The organism is Micromonospora phytophila, from assembly GCF_023656545.1.
In the GTDB taxonomy this organism is placed as follows: Bacteria; Actinomycetota; Actinomycetes; order Mycobacteriales; family Micromonosporaceae; genus Micromonospora; species Micromonospora phytophila.
This window is the reverse complement of sequence record NZ_JAMOKF010000096.1, coordinates 1-16,556: the sequence shown is the minus strand read 5'-3', so window position 1 is coordinate 16,556 and position 16,556 is coordinate 1. Positions and strand designations below refer to the sequence as shown.

Annotated in this window: 18 protein-coding genes and 1 pseudogene; 12 read left to right on the top strand and 7 right to left on the bottom strand. The window is 73.8% G+C overall.

Translation table 11 applies throughout. From position 1 onward, the window contains the following. The 4 genes and pseudogenes from NCC78_RS14405 to NCC78_RS14390 form a co-directional block, all read left to right on the top strand. Nucleotides 1–697 (top strand): annotated as a pseudogene (locus tag NCC78_RS14405) (hypothetical protein); the annotation flags it as partial. Between the two features lie 134 nt (nt 698–831). After that, nucleotides 832–1,776: a hypothetical protein gene (locus tag NCC78_RS14400; RefSeq protein WP_250795026.1), complete on the top strand. Its 945-nt coding sequence runs from the start codon at nt 832–834 to the stop codon at nt 1,774–1,776. A 203-nt stretch (nt 1,777–1,979) separates the two neighbouring features. Next, nucleotides 1,980–2,540 carry an RNA polymerase sigma factor gene (locus tag NCC78_RS14395; RefSeq protein WP_250795025.1) on the top strand — a complete coding sequence of 187 codons (561 nt, stop codon included), beginning with the start codon at nt 1,980–1,982 and terminating at the stop codon, nt 2,538–2,540. Continuing rightward, the gene (locus tag NCC78_RS14390; RefSeq protein ID WP_250795024.1) at nt 2,533–3,732 is read left to right on the top strand and encodes a hypothetical protein; all 1,200 of its coding nucleotides are present in this window, start codon (nt 2,533–2,535) and stop codon (nt 3,730–3,732) included. The genes NCC78_RS14395 and NCC78_RS14390 overlap by 8 nt, the downstream gene beginning before the upstream one ends. Nucleotides 3,733–3,796: 64 nt before the next feature. Here the strand turns inward: NCC78_RS14390 and NCC78_RS14385 are convergent, their stop codons facing one another. From NCC78_RS14385 to NCC78_RS14375, 3 genes are all read right to left on the bottom strand, one after another. After that, nucleotides 3,797–5,245 carry a pyridoxal phosphate-dependent decarboxylase family protein gene (locus NCC78_RS14385; RefSeq protein ID WP_250795023.1) on the bottom strand — a complete coding sequence of 483 codons (1,449 nt, stop codon included), beginning with the start codon at nt 5,243–5,245 and terminating at the stop codon, nt 3,797–3,799. A gap of 27 nt (nt 5,246–5,272) precedes the next feature. Further along, nucleotides 5,273–6,652, bottom strand: a complete 1,380-nt coding sequence (locus NCC78_RS14380) for an MFS transporter (protein WP_372495134.1) — start codon at nt 6,650–6,652, stop codon at nt 5,273–5,275. A 143-nt stretch (nt 6,653–6,795) separates the two neighbouring features. Continuing rightward, the gene (locus NCC78_RS14375; RefSeq protein WP_250795021.1) at nt 6,796–7,110 is read right to left on the bottom strand and encodes an MGMT family protein; all 315 of its coding nucleotides are present in this window, start codon (nt 7,108–7,110) and stop codon (nt 6,796–6,798) included. A 13-nt stretch (nt 7,111–7,123) separates the two neighbouring features. Between NCC78_RS14375 and proB the strand changes: the two genes are divergently transcribed. The 8 genes from proB (at nt 7,124) to NCC78_RS14335 (ending at nt 12,658) form a co-directional block, all read left to right on the top strand. Continuing rightward, nucleotides 7,124–8,281: a glutamate 5-kinase gene (gene proB / locus NCC78_RS14370; protein ID WP_250795020.1), complete on the top strand. Its 1,158-nt coding sequence runs from the start codon at nt 7,124–7,126 to the stop codon at nt 8,279–8,281. An 11-nt stretch (nt 8,282–8,292) separates the two neighbouring features. Further along, nucleotides 8,293–9,537 carry a glutamate-5-semialdehyde dehydrogenase gene (locus NCC78_RS14365; protein WP_250795019.1) on the top strand — a complete coding sequence of 415 codons (1,245 nt, stop codon included), beginning with the start codon at nt 8,293–8,295 and terminating at the stop codon, nt 9,535–9,537. 95 nt (nt 9,538–9,632) lie between these two features. Next, on the top strand, nt 9,633–10,031 hold the full coding sequence (locus NCC78_RS14360; RefSeq protein WP_250795018.1) for a YbaB/EbfC family nucleoid-associated protein: 399 nt from the start codon (nt 9,633–9,635) through the stop codon (nt 10,029–10,031). A 2-nt stretch (nt 10,032–10,033) separates the two neighbouring features. Further along, entirely contained in the window at nt 10,034–10,360 is a 327-nt protein-coding gene (locus NCC78_RS14355; RefSeq protein ID WP_250795017.1) for a WXG100 family type VII secretion target, read from the top strand. 28 nt (nt 10,361–10,388) lie between these two features. Next, nucleotides 10,389–10,883 (top strand): WXG100-like domain-containing protein, encoded by a 495-nt coding sequence (locus NCC78_RS14350; protein ID WP_250795016.1) that lies wholly within the window; start codon nt 10,389–10,391, stop codon nt 10,881–10,883. Next, entirely contained in the window at nt 10,876–11,493 is a 618-nt protein-coding gene (locus NCC78_RS14345; protein ID WP_250795015.1) for a hypothetical protein, read from the top strand. Before NCC78_RS14350 ends, NCC78_RS14345 begins: the two co-directional genes overlap by 8 nt. After that, the gene (locus NCC78_RS14340; RefSeq protein WP_250795014.1) at nt 11,490–12,110 is read left to right on the top strand and encodes a hypothetical protein; all 621 of its coding nucleotides are present in this window, start codon (nt 11,490–11,492) and stop codon (nt 12,108–12,110) included. Before NCC78_RS14345 ends, NCC78_RS14340 begins: the two co-directional genes overlap by 4 nt. A gap of 32 nt (nt 12,111–12,142) precedes the next feature. Next, entirely contained in the window at nt 12,143–12,658 is a 516-nt protein-coding gene (locus NCC78_RS14335) for an SUKH-4 family immunity protein (protein WP_250795013.1), read from the top strand. Nucleotides 12,659–12,665: 7 nt separating this feature from the next. Here the strand turns inward: NCC78_RS14335 and NCC78_RS14330 are convergent, their stop codons facing one another. The 4 genes from NCC78_RS14330 to NCC78_RS14315 form a co-directional block, all read right to left on the bottom strand. Then, nucleotides 12,666–13,478 carry a prenyltransferase/squalene oxidase repeat-containing protein gene (locus NCC78_RS14330; RefSeq protein WP_250795027.1) on the bottom strand — a complete coding sequence of 271 codons (813 nt, stop codon included), beginning with the start codon at nt 13,476–13,478 and terminating at the stop codon, nt 12,666–12,668. 203 nt (nt 13,479–13,681) lie between these two features. Beyond that, nucleotides 13,682–14,902, bottom strand: coding sequence for an adenylyltransferase/sulfurtransferase MoeZ (gene moeZ, locus NCC78_RS14325; RefSeq protein WP_250795012.1), 1,221 nt, complete (start codon nt 14,900–14,902; stop codon nt 13,682–13,684). 70 nt (nt 14,903–14,972) lie between these two features. After that, nucleotides 14,973–15,710, bottom strand: a complete 738-nt coding sequence (locus tag NCC78_RS14320; protein ID WP_250795011.1) for a DUF3152 domain-containing protein — start codon at nt 15,708–15,710, stop codon at nt 14,973–14,975. Nucleotides 15,711–15,940: 230 nt separating this feature from the next. Further along, a partial coding sequence (locus tag NCC78_RS14315; RefSeq protein WP_250795010.1) for a DUF3152 domain-containing protein occupies nt 15,941–16,556 on the bottom strand: 616 nt, incomplete at its 5' end.

The window sequence follows — 16,556 nt, the reverse complement described above, 5'->3', positions numbered from 1 at the left end:
CGAGACGGTCGCCCTGGTCGCCTGCCGCCAGGGCGAGGCCTCGGCCAAGCAGGTGATCGCCTTCGACCGGGACGGGGCCGGCCGCGTGGTCACGATGGGCCGGGTGGTCGGGACCCGGGAGGGGATGGACGACGTCACGGATTTCGCCGTGCGGGCCGACGGGAAGATCCGGGTGCACGTGGCGGACATCCAGCCCTGCTGCAGCACCCCGGAGTGGACGCCGCAGCGGCAGTGGCGGACGTACGCCTGGACCGGCGAGCGGTTCGACCAGACCGCCGGGCCGACGAGGTTCGGGGTCGACCCCCGGCTGACCGACCTCACCCTGACGGCCGGTGGCCTGACCGTCGGGGCACCGGACGCGAAGGGCAATCGGGCCGCCACGGTGACCGTCACGGTGGTGAACAAGGGACCCGTGGACGTGCCCCTGCTCGGCTTCGGCGACTTCTACACCGTCGGCGAGCCCGCCGGCGGGGACCTGGCCCGGTGCCGGGAGGTGCGGTCCGACGGGCCGGACACCTGCGTCCTGGACGGCCTGCCGGCCGGGGAACGGAAGACGTACACATTCACGTTCCGCTACGCGCCGCCGGGCATCGACGGTCCGCCGAAACTGCGGGTCATCCACTACGACTCCCAGGAGCGGTGGTGGAGCGATCTGAAGTGGAAGGACAACGAGGTCGAGCTGAAGACGGCCGGCTAGCCGCGCGGCGACCGGACCGCGTCGTATTGGCGACAGGCGGTGCCGCAACCAACCGTCCTAGATGGACGTGTAACCAGCATCGGGTGGCGGAAGCGCCGCCGCCCAGCAACGGGGATCCACGGGAGGACATTGACATGACCACACGTACCGGACGGCGGCTGGCCGCCCTTCTGCTCGGCCCGGCCGCGGCGCTGCTGGCGTTCGCCGCACCCGCCGCGGCGGCACCTGCCGGCGGCGGCCTCGACGCCGACGTCTCGGTGGGCCGGCTGGTGCTCGACCCGACCGAGCGCGGCTACCGGGGCAGCCTGCCTATCACGGTGACGAACCGCGGTGCGGCCGACACCTACTTCAGCGTCACGATCGTCGAGCCGGTCGCCGGCTCCATCGGCCACCTGTCGCCAGACAGCCCGTGCGGATTCCAGGGCCTGCAGGACAATCGCCGGGTCGTCAACTGCCTGGTGCCCGGTCCCGATCTGAAGCCGGGCGAACGGCGGTCGCTCTCGGTCGCCTTCCAGGCGCTCACCACGCCGCAGGACGTGGCGATGATCGCGACCGGGGGCGAGGTCTCGGTCAACGTCGGCGACGGCAACCCGGCGATCGCCGACAGGGAGAGCTTCGACGCGCGCTTCCGCTCCACCTCGGGCTCGCTGCGCGACCCGGTGCCGTACGTGCAGGACAGTCAGGCGCGGGCGTCGATCAGCACGGCCGCCGCGGCCACGCTGGTGCGGCAGGAGGACGGCAGCTACCAGGGCCGACTGCCGGTGACCGTCCGGTGGGCCGGTGACGCCGCGCACGACTTCCTGTTCGTCGAGGCGACCACGCTGCCGGCCGGCGTCCGGATCTGGGGCACCGACCCGCAGGACCTGCCGAGCTTCTTCACCAACTTCGTCGTGCCGGGCGGGCGCTTCATGCCCGGCGAGGAGCGGAGCTTCGCCGTACTGCTCCGGGCCGAGCCCGGCACCGTCCCGGGTGACCTCGGCACCGCCATCTTCCAGCTCGACACCCAGTGGGACGGCAACGTGGTGGCGGACGCCGACCCGGCCGACAACACCGCCTCGTTCGCGGTGGCTGCCGGCTGATCCGACGCGTCGCCCACCGAGGGCCCGGGACCGCTGCGGTCCCGGGCCCTCGGCGTCGGCCGAGGGCCGACCGCTGTCGCACCGTTGCGGTTGTCCTGGACCCGACATACAACCGCGTCGGTACATCCGCAACCGACTGGCGCGTCCGGTTGTGTGACCGTTGCTGGCGAACACACCGCCTGCGGTCACCACGGGGAGGACGAGTGGTTGTGACAAGAGACGAAGGGGTGGGCGGGCGTCCACCGGACCCGGCGGGAACCGCCGTCCTCCAGCCGACCAAGCTGGTCTTCGACGACTTCTACCACGCGCATTTCCGCGGGCTGGTGGTGCAGCTCACCGCGTACACGGGCGACCGCGGGCAGGCGCAGGACCTCGTGCAGGAGGCCTTCTGCCGGGCCTATGCCCGCTGGGATCGGCTCGCCGGATACGAGGATCCGCTGGCCTGGGTGCGGCGGGTCGCCTGGAATCTCGGCCACAACCGCTGGCGGCGGCTGCGGACCGCCCAGGCGTGGCTGCTGCGGCAGCGGGAGACACACGTCGCGGGGCCGAGCCCCGACCGGGTCGCGGTCGACGCCGCGCTGGCGAAGTTGCCGCCGAAGCAGCGACGGGCCGTCGTACTGCACTACCTCGCCGACCTGACGGTCGCCGAGATCGCCGATCAGGAACGGGTCGCGGAGGGGACGGTCAAGTCCTGGCTGCACCGGGGCCGGGCGGCACTCGCGACATACCTGCGCGACACCAATGAGGAGGTGCGGGATGTCTGAGCAGGAGACCCTCGGCCTGGCCGAGGAATTCGCCCGCTACCGCCGTACCGTGCTGGCGGAGGTCGAGGCGCCCGGGCCCGCCGCCGTCCGGCGGACCACGCGGCAGCGCGGCCGGCGCCGGCTGACGGCGACCACCACTGCGGCGCTCGCGCTGTTCGGCGGGTCCGCCATCGGGTACGCGGCGATGAACGGCCCGGACCGTCGGCCGGGTCCGGTCGAGCCGACGCCGAGCGTGTCGGTGTCGCCGAGCGTTCCGGCCAGCCCGACCCCAGGCCCCTCCGCCACCAGTGCCAGCCCCACCTCGACCGTGCCCGACGGCCGGATCAGCCGGGCGCAACTGCTGGGCGCACCGGTGACCCTGCCAGCGTGGCGGGCCGGACCCGGCTGCCCGGCGTCGGGCGTACGGCTCACCGCCGACGACCGGGAGGGCGCCAACTGGCTCCGGGCGCTCGACCACGGCGACGTCGACGGGGACGGGGCGGTGGAGACGGTGGCGCTGGTGCAGTGCGTGCTCGGCACCGGCGGGCCGATGCAGGTGGTCGCCTTCGACCGGAACGAGGCGGGGAAGGTGGTGACGCTCGGCCGCGTGGTGGCGACCACCATCGACAAGCCGCAGTGGTTGTTCGCGCTCGACGTGGTGGGCGACGGCACGGTCCGCGTGCAGGTCGGCGACATCGCGCCCGGAGGCGGCTGGCCCGCCGAGTGGTCGCAGCGGCAGTGGCGTGGCTACCGCTGGCAGGGCGACGCCTTCGCGCAGGTCTCCGGGCCGACCACCTTCGGTCCGAATCCACACCCGACGGACGTCTCCGTCACCGCCACCGACCTCGTGCTGGCCACGGCGGACGACGGCTCACGGACGGGGACGACCACGGTGCGGATCCGCAACCGGGGCAGCGGGCCGGTCGCGTACGTGGCGCTACGGCTGGGCGTGCCGGCGGCGGTGCGGCCGGATGTCGACGGGTGGGCCCCGTGCCGGGGCGAGCCGCAGGAGACCAGGGAACCGGTGACCTGCGACCTGGGCCGGCTGGCGGCGGGCGCGGAGCTGACGTTGACCCTGAGCTTCCGGGTCGCCGCAGGGACCGCGCTGGGCACGGGGACGGCCGAGGTGGACGTCCGGCCGATGGACAGCGCGTTCACCTTCCTGCCGGATGTCCGCGACGCCGACAACACGGTCCGGATCACCTACCGGTGACGGTCGGGCTGCCGCCGGTCGCGCCGCACGCCACCCGGGCGCGCGGCGCGGCCGGCGCTCCGGCTCACCAGGTGGGGCGTTGCAGCAGCCCGACGAACTCCACCAGCAGCCGTTCGCGCAGCGCGGGTGGCGCGGCGTTCAGCAGGGTGTTCACCACCGCCATCCGATCCACGGCGCCTGCGTCGAGGCCCAGCCCGGCGGCCAGGCCGGCGACCAGTTCCGGGGTGAGCGCGCCCGGGGTCAGCGACGTCGTCAACGCCAGCAGCTCGGGAGGGAGGGCGACCGGGCCGGCGGATCGGGCCGCGGCCACCGCGTCGGCCAGGTCCGGGCCGAACTCGGCCACCCGGGGCGCGACCGCGGCGGTCACCGTGAGGTGCACGCTGGCCGGCAGGTCGGCGTACGACAACTGCGGCTGGGTGTGCCAGCCGCGCGCGGTCAGCTCGTCGACCAGGACGAACAGGTCGGGGCCGCCCTCGGTGGCGGTGAAGCAGACGACGGTCGACTCCGGCTCGGCCATCAGCCGCAGCCCGTCCACCCCGCGCACGGCGTCGGCCAGCCCGGCGACCGCGTCCCGGGTGCGCTCGGCCAGCGCCAGGTAACCGTCGTCGCCGAGGTGACGCAGGGTCGCGTACGCGGCGGCGATCGGCCCGCCGGAGCGGGTGGACGCGATCACCGGGTTGATCATCGTGTAGCCGGGCCAGTCCGCGTACGCGAAGTACTGCGGTGCGCGCAGCGCGGCGTCCCGGTGCAGCAGCACCGACACCCCCTTCGGCGCGTACGCGTACTTGTGCAGGTCCACCGAGATGGAGGTGACCCCGGGTACCGCGAAGTCGAACGCCGGCACGGGCGCGCCGAGGCGGCGCAGGTACGGCAGGGTCCAGCCGCCGAAGCAGGCATCCACGTGGCAGCGCACCCCGGCCGCCGCGGCCGCCGCCGCGATCTCCGCCACCGGGTCCACCACCCCGTGCGCGTAGGACGGCGCGGAGCAGGCGACCAGCACCGTCTCCGGCCGGATCGCGGCGGCCATCGCGGCCGGGTCCGGGCGCAGCGTGGCCGGGGAGACCGGCACCACGTCCAGCGCCACCCGCAGGTAGTGCGCCGCCTTGGCGAACGCCGCGTGCGCGCTGGACGGCACCACGATCCGGGGCTCGGTGATCTCCGGGTGGGCGTCCCGGGCCGCCTTGACCGCCAGGATCAGCGACTCCGTGCCCCCGCTGGTGACGCTGCCGACGACGTCCGGGGCGGCGGTGCCCGGTCCGCCGCCGAGCACCGTGGCCGCCGCGCCGACCAGCGCGTTCTCCATCGCGAGCAGGGACGGGAACGCGGTGGGGTCCAGCCCGTTGACGTGCGCGCTCTCCCGGTGCGCGGCGGCGGCCAACTCGTCCAGCCCCGGCACCGCCGGGTCGTAGACGTACGCGAACAGCCGCCCCCCGTGGGTGGGCCAGTCCGCCGCCCGCAGCGCGCGGATCTCCGCCAGCACGGCCTCCGCCGCCACTCCGCTCTTGTCGATCATGGAGGTGTGGTGCCCTTCTCGTGATGGTCAGCGGCTTTCGTTCCCCAGCACAACCCCTTGATCGACGCGCCGGTCGTGGCCGGCGGCGGCGAGGAGTGCGGGGGTGAGCGTGTAGCGGCGGAGCAGGAGGACGGGCGGGCCGATCAGGAGGGCGGGGAGGACGGTGAAGCCGAGCAGGACCCCGAGGCGGGCCACGTCGGACTGGGACGCGGCGGTGCCGGTGTTGGAGGAGACGTAGCCGGAGAGCTGGAGGACCAGCCCGTAGATGCCCGGCCCGAGGGCCAGGCCGAGAGTCTCCCCCGCCGTCCACAACCCGGTGAAGACGCCGGCCTGCCGCCGGCCGGTGCGCGCGGTGTCGTACGCGATGCAGTCCGGCAGCATGGCCAGCGCGAAGACCTGCTGCCCGGCGTAGCCGACGCCGAGCAGCGCGACCAGCAGGTAGACCGCGACCGCCGGCAGCACCGGCGCGGCGACCAGGGCCAGCGCCCCGGCGGCGAGGATCAGCGTGGCCGCGACCAGGGCGGCGCGCTTGCCCAGCCGGGCGCCGACCCGGGTCCAGAGCGGCATCACCAGCAGCGCGGGCCCGACGAAGCAGACGAAGAGCAGCGTCGGCCCGCTCTGCTCGTCGCGCAGGATCTGACCGGCGAAGTAGTTGACCCCGGCCAGGATGGTCGCCACCCCGGCGGACTGCACGACGAAGCAGATCAGCAGCGCCCGGAACGGCCGGTTCGCGCCCGCGACGGCCAGTTGGGCGCGCAACGTCGGCTCGCTCTCGCCGACCGCGCCGGCGGGCGCGGACCGGGTGCCCAGGAACGCGCCGAGCGCGCCGAGCGCGATCAGCACCGCCACGAACAGCCCCATCCAACGGTGCCCGGACAACCCGTCGCCGCCCGCGGTCACCACGAGCGGGGCGACCGCGCCGGAGACCAGAATGGCCAGCGCCAGCACGGCGATCCGCCAGCTCATCAGCCGGGTCCGCTCGGCGTAGTCGTCGGTCAGCTCGGCCGGCATCGCCACGTACGGCACCTGGAAGAAGGCGAACGCGGTGGCGGTGGCGAGGAAGGCGAGCGCCACGTACGCCCCGGCGGCCGGGCCGTTGCCGAAGGGCGCGGCGAAGATGGCCGCGAAGAGCACCGCGAGGGCGAGGCCGCCGAACAGCAGGTAGGGCCGGCGGGCGCCCCAGCGGGACCGGGTGCGGTCGGAGATCCGCCCGGCGACCGGGTTGACCAGCACGTCCCACGCCTTCGGCAGGAGCACCAGCAGGGCGGCCACGCCCGCCGCGACGCCGAGGGTGTCGGTGAGGTACGGCAGCAGCAGCAACCCCGGCACGGTGCCGAACGCGCCGGTTGCCAGCGAGCCGAGCGCGTAACCCGCGTGCACCCGACGCGGCAGCCCACCCGGCGGCAGCCGGCCCGGCGGCGGATCGGGAACGGGATCGCCGGCGGGCGCGGCGGAGTCGGGCGAGGAGCCGACCGCGGCGGAGCCTGACGAGCCGGCTCCGGCCGGCGGCGCGTCCATGGGGCCGAATGTTACTCACGTTATGGTCCGCGTCACATCCCCTCTTCCGGGGACCAGCTCGCCGCCGCCATGTCCACTCCCGAGCCGCGCAGTGGCGTGCCCTCGGCCCGCAGCCGGGCCCGGGCCTCCCGCTCGTGACCCGGCGGCAACCGGCCCGCCGAGTTCACCACCCGGTGCCACGGCACCCCGCCGCCGTGCCGGGCCATGATCGAGCCGACCAGCCGGGCCGAGGCCCGCCCCGAGCGTTCAACCAGCGCGTCGGCGACCGCCCCGTACGACATCACCCGGCCGGGCGGAATCCGCTCGACCAGCTCCAGCACCGCCTCGACGTACTCCTCAGGTCTCACGACCGGCCACGATATGAGAACGCGACCGGGCGTGGCGGGACCGACCACGCAGAATAGGCGGGTGCGCGACATGGTCACGGCGGCCCGGCGGGTCGTCGTCAAGATCGGATCCTCCTCGTTGACCACCGCCGCCGGCGGCCTGGACGACGAGCGGGTCGACGCGCTCGTCGACACCCTCGGCGCGCTCGCCGCCGACGGCCGCGAGGTGGTGCTGGTCTCCTCCGGCGCGATCGCCGCCGGCCTCGCCCCGCTGGGGCTGTCCCGGCGCCCGCGCGACCTGGCCACCCAGCAGGCCGCCGCCAGCGTCGGACAGGGCCTGCTGATCGGCCGGTACGCGGCCGCCTTCGCCCGGCACCGGCTGACCGTCGGGCAGGTGCTGCTCACCGTCGACGACGTGACCCGGCGGGCGCACTACCGCAACGCGTACCGGACGCTGCGCAAGCTGCTCGACCTGCGGGCCGTGCCGATCGTCAACGAGAACGACACGGTGGCCACCGAGGAGATCCGGTTCGGCGACAACGACCGGTTGGCCGCGCTCGTGGCCGCCCTGGTCGACGCCGACCTGCTGGTGCTCCTTTCCGACGTCGACGCGCTCTGGACCGGTGACCCCGCCCGCCCCGACTCCGCCCGGATCAACGAGGTGCGCGACGAGCGGGACCTCACCGGCGTCGCGGTCGGCGGCGCGGGCCGCGCCGGCGTCGGCACCGGGGGCATGGTGACCAAGGTGGAGGCGGCCCGGATCGCCACCGGCTTCGGCATCCCGGTGGTGCTGACCGCCGCGCCGCTGGCCGCCGCGGCGCTGGCCGGCGAGCCGCTCGGCACCCTCTTCCACCCGAGCCGCCAGCGCCCGGCCGCCCGGCTCTTCTGGCTGGCCCACGCCACCTCGCCCCGGGGGCGGCTGCACCTGGACCCGGGTGCGGTGGCGGCGGTGGTGGGCCGCCGCAAGTCGCTGCTGCCGGCCGGGATCACCGCCGTCGACGGCGCGTTCACCGCCGGAGATCCGGTCGACCTGGTGGACGCCGAGGGCGCGCCGGTCGCCCGGGGGCTGGTCAACTACGACGCGGTGGAGCTGCCCGGGCTGCTCGGCCGCTCCACCGGTGAACTCGCCGCGGCACTCGGCCCGGCGTACGAACGGGAGGTCGTCCACCGCGACGACCTGGTGCTGCTGTGAGGAGCGAGACGATGAGCGTGACCGAGCAGGCCCGCCGGGCGCGTACGGCGGCGGAGGCGCTGGCCGTCGCGACGCGTACGGCCAAGGACGCCGCGCTGGCCGCGATGGCCGACGCGCTGGTGGCGCGTACGCCGGAGATCCTGTCCGCGAACACCGCGGACCTGGCGGCCGGGCGGGATGCCGGGCTGAGCGCGGCCGTGCTGGACCGGCTCGCCCTGGACGCGGGGCGGGTGGCGGGCATCGCCGACGCGCTGCGCCAGATGGCCGCGCTGCCGGACCCGGTGGGCGAGGTGGTGCGCGGCTCGACCCTGCCCAACGGGTTGGAGCTGCGGCAGATCCGGGTGCCGTTCGGTGTGGTCGGCATCATCTACGAGGCCCGGCCGAACGTGACGGTGGACGCCGCCGGCATCTGCCTGAAATCCGGCAACGCCGCGCTGCTGCGCGGCTCCTCGTCGGCGGCGCACTCCAACGCCGCGCTGGTCGCCGTGCTGCGCGACGCGGTCGCCGGGGCGGGCCTGCCGGCGGACGCGGTGCAGTTGCTCGACGCCACCTCCCGCGACTCGGTCAAGGAGCTGATGCGGGCCCGGGGCCTGGTCGACGTGCTGATCCCGCGCGGCGGGGCGTCGCTGATCCGGACCGTGGTCGAGGAGTCGACCGTGCCGGTGATCGAGACCGGGGTGGGCAACTGCCACGTCTACGTCGACGCCGCCGCCGACGTGTCCAAGGCCGTGGCGATCGCCCTCAACGCCAAGACCCAGCGCCTCTCCACCTGCAACACCGCCGAGTCGCTGCTGGTGCACGCGGGCATCGCCGACGCCTTCCTCCCGCCGATGCTGGCCGCCTTCGCCGAGGCCGGGGTGACCGTGCACGGCGACGCCCGGACGGCCGCCCACTCCGGCGCGGTGGTCCCGGCGACCGACGAGGATTTCGCCACCGAATACCTGTCGGCGGACATCTCGGTCGCCGTCGTCGACTCGCTGGACGCCGCGGTCGCCCACATCCGGCGCTACGGCACCGGGCACACCGAGGCGATCGTCACCGACTCGGCCGGCGCGGCCCGGCAGTTCGTGGCCCGGGTGGACGCGGCGGCCGTGATGGTCAACGCCTCGACCCGGTTCACCGACGGCGGCGAGTTCGGCTTCGGCGCCGAGATCGGCATCTCCACCCAGAAGCTGCACGCCCGCGGCCCGATGGGGTTGCCCGAGCTGACCTCCACGAAGTACGTGGTGACCGGGGACGGCCACCTGCGCGGCTGACCGTCGTGGGTGGACGGACGACTCGGGGGACCGCCGGATTGCCGGCGGCCGTTAGTCTGGGGCCGGGTTCGGCACTGCTCGGCTGGGGAGGCGGCATGCTGGGCGAGAACGCCCTGGAACAGCAACTGGCTCAGGCGCGGGCCGCGCTGCGCGAGGTGAGCCGCGGTGTCACGCCCCCGGAGCGGGTCGAGTCGGTGGCCGAGGCCGCCGACGGCCGGATCCGGGTCACCGTCGGCGTCGACGGGCGGGTCAGTGGCATCGACATCGACCCCCGGGTGCTCCGGGAGGGCTCGGACCACCTCGCCGCCGAGCTGCGCGACGCGGTGAACGCGGCCCTCGACGGGCAGGACGACGCCACGGCCGCCGCCGACCCGGTGCCCGACCTCGCCGCGCTGACCACCACCGTGGAGCGCCTCCAGGACGAGGGGCTGCGGCAGCTGCGGGAGATCAGCCAAGCCGTCGGCGAGACCATGCGGAAACTGCACCGGAGCTGACCATGGAGAACCTCGACGTCGACCTCGACGCGCTGCGCCGGGGCGCGGACGAGCTGGCGCAGGCCAGGGAGTCCGTCCGGCAGACCTTTGAGGCGTTCCGGGCGGCGGCCGGCGGCTACGCCTCGGCGTTCGGCGGCGACGAGATCGGCACGCTGCTGGGCGTGGCCCACCAGGCCTGCGTGGACGCGGTGACCGAATGTTTCAGCACCAACCTCACCGAGCTGGAGAGTTACGTCGACGGCCTGCACCAGATGGCCGACGGCTACCGGGCCGTCGAGGAGGACGTCGCCACCTCCTTCGGCTCGATCCTCGGCTCGCTGGGCGGATGACCCGCTTTCACCCCTGGAAGGAGCCGCGGTGGGCCTGACGCTTCCGGGCGAACTCGCGTCCCTGCTCTCGATGCTCGGCTACGACTGGCCCGAGTCCGACGAGACGGCGCTGTTCCAGCTCGCCGGTGAGTGGACCGGCATGGCCGGTCAGATCTCCGGGTCGGTCGCGCAGCTGGAGACGGCGGCGCGGACGGTGCTCGACAACAACCGGGGTGAAAGCTTCACCGCCTTCGCCGCGGAGTGGAACGACCGCGAGTCCGCGGCGCGCAACATCGCCGACGCCGCGCAGCCGGCGACCGTCGTCGGCGTCGGGCTGATGGTTGCCGCCGGCGTGGTGCTGGCCCTGAAGATCCAGGTGATCATCCAGCTGGCGCTGCTGGCGATCCAGATCGCGCAGGCGATCGCGACGGCGGCGGTCACCTTCGGCGCGTCCCTGCTGGAGATCCCGATCTTCAAGATGATCACCGGGCTCGTCATCGACCAGCTGATCGGCATGGCGGTGGACGCGGTGCTCAATGCCTAGGAAGCGGACGGCTCCGCCCCGGCAGACGCAGGCCAGGGGCGCCCGGATCGTCTCGGCGTACCTGGAGAACGCCGACGTGTTCCGCACCGCCAAGGCGGCCGGCACCACGCCCCGGGGCCCGGCGGTGCTGGTGCTGAAGAACCGGCCGGACTTCGACAAGAGGGACTTCGACCGCAAGGCGAAGGACCTCGCCCGGCTCGGCCAGGAGGGGCGGCTCAAGAAGGCGTCGCCGGACCGGGACAGCAACAAGGTCCACGACCCCGCGACCGGCAAGCGGCGTACCCGCACCAACATCTACCGGGACCGGATGATCAGGAACCTGACCAAGGACGGGCGCCTCACCCAGGACAAGGGCACGCCGGAGACGAACAAGTACCTGGCCAACAAGAACGTGGTGGAGCGCCTCTACGCCGGCAAGGGGCCGATCAGGGCACGCGGCGACGGCCTCGACCCGGACCACATCCAGGAGCTCCAACTGGACGGAACGGACACGTACGATAATCTCAGGCCGATGGACGCCTGGACCAACCGCCAGCTCGGCAGCGACATCTCCGTCGCGTTGCGGGACGTCCCCGAGGGCACCCCGGTCATCGTGAGGGTCATCCCGTGACCAGCCCGGACGACTCCGCCGCGCTGGCCCGGATCGGGGAGAAGCTCGCGCTGCTCCGACGCCTTGAGGCCGAGCGGGGCTTCGGCGTCGTCATCGAGGAGCCGGCCCCGCTGGAGCCGCTGGCCGACCTGCCCGGTGTCGCCGAGGTCTACAGCCTGTTCCGCCTCGTGCGGGGCGACAACTTCCGGTTCGCCCCACCGCCGGAGATCCTCACCCCGCAGGCCTGGTCGGCGGCCACCGTCGACCCCGACGACCCGATGGGCAGCCCGTTGACCGTCGGCCACGAGGTGCGCAGCGTCCCGCCGGGCCTGCGCGGCGACATCACCGGTGGCGACCCGATCTACCTGGACCGCGAGGACCTCCAGGTCTACTGGATGGCGCCGGACGACTACGTCTTCCAGTACGAGCACCCCGACTCGGACGTCGAGTTCACCGTCATCGCCGCGGACCTCGCCACGTTCTTCGACGAGCACGTGTTCGGCCCCGGCTACCCCGAGCTGGTCGCGACCGTCCTCGGTCCCGGCGTCCGCGACCAGCGGCTCCGCACGGGGCGGCACGCCGGCGAGTACGCCGACAACTGGCGGCGGCTACTGATCGCCGCCGGGCTGGCGTCCTGACCGACCGACACCTCCCACCCCGAAGGACCGTCATGGCCGCTGACCCCCGGTTCCGCTCACTGTGGAGCGCCGACGAGCTCATCCCCTACCCGCGCGAGGCGTGGCTGGAGGGCGGCTTCGGCCCCGACCTGCTCCCCGCGGGCGACGAGATCCCGCTCGACGTGCCGGTCGTCTACACCGCCTATTTCGAGGGCGACATCGAGCTGTTCGACACGATCCAGTTGAGCACCGAGGACGGCTCGCTGGACATCCGGCTGGTCGTGGTCGGCGCGGTCGCCGACAACCCCGACCTGCTCTACGTGCTGGACCCCAGGACGGGTGAGATTCTCCAGTTCGACCTGCGGCAGCAGGACGTGCAGGGGGTCAACAGCAACTTCCGCACCTTCGTCGAGTTCCTCTACCAGTTCGCGCTCTTCGTGGAGGCCGACGAGGGCAAGGCGGGCCGGGCCGAGCGGGCGGAGACCCTGCGGACCGTCCTGGAGAGCATCGACCCCGCCGCGTTCGCCCCGGACGCCTGGTGGCCCCTGGTGATCAGCCAGCTCAGGTGAGCGCGCGTCAGCGGCAGGCCCGGATCGCGGCCAGCGTGGTGTGCACGTCGAACTGGTGCCCGTCGTCGCTCTCCCACCCGCCGTCGCTGCGCTGCGTCTCGGCCAGCCGGCGACGCGCGCGCAGCAGGACCCAGTCCTGATCGTCGATGCCGACCCGGCGCAGGGTCGCGGCCAGCCAGGCCACGTCCCCCGGGGACATCTCCGGCATCCGCTCGGCGAGCACGACCTGGATCCGCGCCGCTTCGTGGAACATCTCCTGCCGGTGCAGGACCGCCGCGCTCAGCCAGCCGGCGGCCAGGAAGGACGGCCAGCTGCCGTCGGGGCGGAGCCGGGCGGTGAGCGACTGCGCGGCGGCGTGCACGACGCCCGCGTACGCGCCGCCGACCCGGTGGTCGAGCGGCCCGGCGGCCCGGGCGTCCAGGCCGGCGACGGTCAGCCAGAAGCCGGCGTTGGCGGTCAGGTGGAACCCGGCCTCGGGATCGCCCGGACGGGCCCAATCGGGAGCGGATCCGGCCAGGGCCGGGTCCTCCTCCCAGCCGCCGTCGGGCAACTGCCGGGCGGCCAGCCAGTCCAGTGCCCGCCGGGCGGCCGGACGGCCGAGCGCGCCGAGGTCGTCCAGCTCGGACAGGCGGAAACAGGTGGCGTCCACCGAGGCGACCGCGGCGCCCAGGTAGGCCGGCCAGCCGCCGTCGGACGCCTGCCCGACCTCCGCCGCGTCGAGCAGCTCGGGCGACGGCGGCGCGCCGGTACGCAACCGGGAGAGGCGGGCACGGTCCACCGCGTCACCGTGAGCCACGACGAACCCGATCGCGGCGTCCATGTCGACCACGGCGGCAACGCTACCTGCGCGGACGTGATCCCGCTTCGGTGAATCGGCCGACGACCGGCCCGGCCCGGAGCCCGGAGGCGCAGGGTCGCCATGCGCGAAGGCCGGACGGCGGATGGCCGCCACGCGCCAGGGCCGGACGGCCGAGGGCCGGAGTCGCCGGGGCGGCGGTCGTCGCCCGCCCCGGCGCCGGTCGGTCAGTACGCCGGCAGCGACGGGTCGATCTGCTTGATCCAGGAGAGCACGCCGCCCTGGACGTGCACCGCGTCGCGGAACCCGGCCGCCTTGAGCGCGGCGAGCGCCTCGGCGGAGCGGACCCCGGACTTGCAGTGCAGCACGACCTGCTTGTCCTGCGGGAGCTTGGCCAGCGCCTCGCCGGAGAGGATCTCGCCCTTGGGGATCAGGGTGGCGCCGGGGATGCGGACGATCTCGTACTCGGCCGGCTCCCGGACGTCGACCAGGAAGATGTCCTTGCCGGCGTCCTGCCAGTCCTTGAGCTCCCGCGCGGTGATGGTCGAGTCGAGCACCGCCTCCTGCGCCTCCACCGACACCGCGCCGCAGAAGTCCTCGTAGTCCTCCAGCAGGTCGGTGACCGTCGGGTTCTCCCCGCAGAGCACGCAGTTCGGGTCCCTGCGGACCTTGATCTTGCGGTAGCTCATCTCCAGGGCGTCGTAGACCATCAGCCGGCCGACCAGCGGCTCGCCGATGCCGGCGAGGAGCTTGATCGCCTCGTTGACCTGGATCGATCCGATCGACGCGCAGAGCACGCCGAGCACGCCGCCCTCGGCGCAGGAGGGGACCATGCCGGGCGGCGGGGGCTCCGGGTAGAGGCAGCGGTAGCAGGGGCCGTGCTCGGCCCAGAAGACCGACGCCTGGCCGTCGAAGCGGTAGATCGAACCCCAGACGTACGGCTTGCCGAGCAGCACCGCCGCGTCGTTGACCATGTACCGGGTGGCGAAGTTGTCGGTGCCGTCGACGATCAGGTCGTACCGCGAGAAGATGTCGCGGACGTTCTCCCGGTCCAGCGCGGTGTTGTGGATCTCCACGTTGACCAGCGGGTTGATCTCGCGGATGCTCGCCGCGGCCGACTCGGCCTTGGAGCGGCCGATGTCCGAGACACCGTGGATGATCTGGCGCTGGAGGTTCGACTCGTCGACGGTGTCGAAGTCGATGATGCCGAGGGTGCCGACCCCGGCGGCGGCGAGGTACATCAGGGCCGGCGAGCCGAGGCCGCCGGCGCCGACACAGAGCACCCGGGCGTTCTTCAGCCGCTTCTGCCCCTCGACCCCGACGTCCGGGATGATCAGGTGGCGCGAGTAGCGGCGGATCTCGTCAACGGTCAGCTCGGCGGCGGGCTCGACGAGCGGGGGCAACGACACGGTGGACTCCCCGGGATCGGCGGTGATGAACCGCGCCATTGTCGCTCGCCGGAGAAGCGGTCGGCCATGAGGAGGGACACGTCGCCCGAACTGCGGGAGCGGGAATATCTCAGATGCCGGGGACCGGGTCGCCCTCGTGGCGGGAGCCGTCGACGTAGGGCCAGGCGTTGGCCGCACAGCCCTCCAGGCCGTACGTCTGCTGCTGCATCACCGGCGCCGGCTCGCCGGGGCCGGGACAGGCCTGGTGCCCCTCGCCCAGTTCGTGGCCGACCTCGTGATTGACCACGTAGGCGCGGTAGATCTCCAGCGGCGCCCCGTAGTCCGGGACCGCCTCCAGCCAGCGCGCCAGGTTGATGATCACCTGGCCGGGCAGCCGGCAGGAGGTGTAGCCCTCGGTGCTCAGGCCACCCTCGGCGCACATCCGCTCCGAGGTGTCCGGGGTGGCCAGGTAGACGGTGAAGTCGGCGGCGTCCGCCTCGGCGACCCGCTGCATCCGCAGCTCCTCCGAGGCGATCCAGCTGCGCCGGTCGCCAAGCACCCCGTCGACGGCGGCGGCGAAGGCGGCGGCGTCCTGGCCGGTGCCCTGCTCCACCGCGACCCGGTAGCGCCGCAGCGGACCGTCGGCGCCGAGGACCGGGGAGTCACCGTCCGCGGTGGTGAAGGCGCCGGCGCCGGCCCTCGGGTACGGGGTGTGCCCCCGCTCGCCCGCCCCGGCGCCGTGCGCCGTCCCGGCCCGCGTGCTGGTGGACGGCTCGCCCGCCGGCCCGCTGGCCCGGTCCAGCGCCACCGCGGCGCTCGCCGCGAGGATGACGACCAGGCCGAGCCGGACGATCCGTCGGTCCCGCACGCGGACCGGAGGACGGCGACGGAGAGGACGGCCGGCGGACGGCGGCTCAGGCGACTCAGGCGGGTCGCAAGGGGACGACGACGTCATGAATCGAGCGTGACAGGCCAACCGGTCAATTTCCCCATTTACCGTAATTGCCGCACCAGGAAATTACGGAAAGCGATCCCCATTTCGATACTCGACGTACCCCTGCTCCCCGATGCCCGGTTTTCCGATGTCCGTCGAGGTGCTCAGAGTCGAGGGCCTGCGTAGCGACGGCCGTTCCGGTACGGCCACGGATTGGCCACGCAGCCGTCCAGGAAGAGCGTCTGCTGCATCATCACCGGCGCCGGCCGGCGCGCCCCCGGGCAGCGTTCGTGGCGGTACCCCAACTGGTGCCCAACCTCGTGGTTGACCACGTACGTGCGGTAGACCGCGAGGGGCACACCGGTGTGCACGAAGTGCGGCACCGAGAGCCGCCAGCGGTCCAGGTTGATGATCACCTGCCCCGACGCCCGGCACGAGGTGTAGGGCCGCCCGCCCACCCGGATGTCCACACCCCCGGCGGCGCACATCCGTCCCGCCGTCCCGGCCGTGGCGAGGAAGACCGTGAAGTCATGCGCGGCACCGCCGGGTACCTGCTGCAACCGCACCTCGCCGCCGTCGACCCAGCTGCCCGGCCCGGCGAGCGCCGCACCGACGGCGGACGCGAACTCGCCCGCGTCCTCGCCGGCGCCCGACTCCACCGCGACCCGGTAACGGCGCAGCGTGCCGGCGTCGCCCAGCACCGGGCCGACCCGGTCGTCGTAGCCGAACCGGCCCGGCCCGGTCGACGGCACCGGCCCGGGCAGCCGCAGCACCGGCGGC

Excerpts from the sequence above, each read along its gene's own strand:
- NCC78_RS14400 (WP_250795026.1), top strand. The coding sequence starts at position 832 with ATGACCACACGTACCGGACGGCGGCTGGCCGCCCTTCTGCTCGGCCCG.
- NCC78_RS14390 (WP_250795024.1), top strand. The coding sequence starts at position 2,533 with ATGTCTGAGCAGGAGACCCTCGGCCTGGCCGAGGAATTCGCCCGCTAC.
- NCC78_RS14385 (WP_250795023.1), bottom strand. The coding sequence starts at position 5,245 with ATGATCGACAAGAGCGGAGTGGCGGCGGAGGCCGTGCTGGCGGAGATC.
- proB (WP_250795020.1), top strand. The coding sequence starts at position 7,124 with ATGAGAACGCGACCGGGCGTGGCGGGACCGACCACGCAGAATAGGCGG.
- NCC78_RS14365 (WP_250795019.1), top strand. The coding sequence starts at position 8,293 with ATGAGCGTGACCGAGCAGGCCCGCCGGGCGCGTACGGCGGCGGAGGCG.
- NCC78_RS14360 (WP_250795018.1), top strand. The coding sequence starts at position 9,633 with ATGCTGGGCGAGAACGCCCTGGAACAGCAACTGGCTCAGGCGCGGGCC.
- NCC78_RS14355 (WP_250795017.1), top strand. The coding sequence starts at position 10,034 with ATGGAGAACCTCGACGTCGACCTCGACGCGCTGCGCCGGGGCGCGGAC.
- NCC78_RS14345 (WP_250795015.1), top strand. The coding sequence starts at position 10,876 with ATGCCTAGGAAGCGGACGGCTCCGCCCCGGCAGACGCAGGCCAGGGGC.
- NCC78_RS14335 (WP_250795013.1), top strand. The coding sequence starts at position 12,143 with ATGGCCGCTGACCCCCGGTTCCGCTCACTGTGGAGCGCCGACGAGCTC.
- NCC78_RS14330 (WP_250795027.1), bottom strand. The coding sequence starts at position 13,478 with ATGGACGCCGCGATCGGGTTCGTCGTGGCTCACGGTGACGCGGTGGAC.
- moeZ (WP_250795012.1), bottom strand. The coding sequence starts at position 14,902 with ATGGCGCGGTTCATCACCGCCGATCCCGGGGAGTCCACCGTGTCGTTG.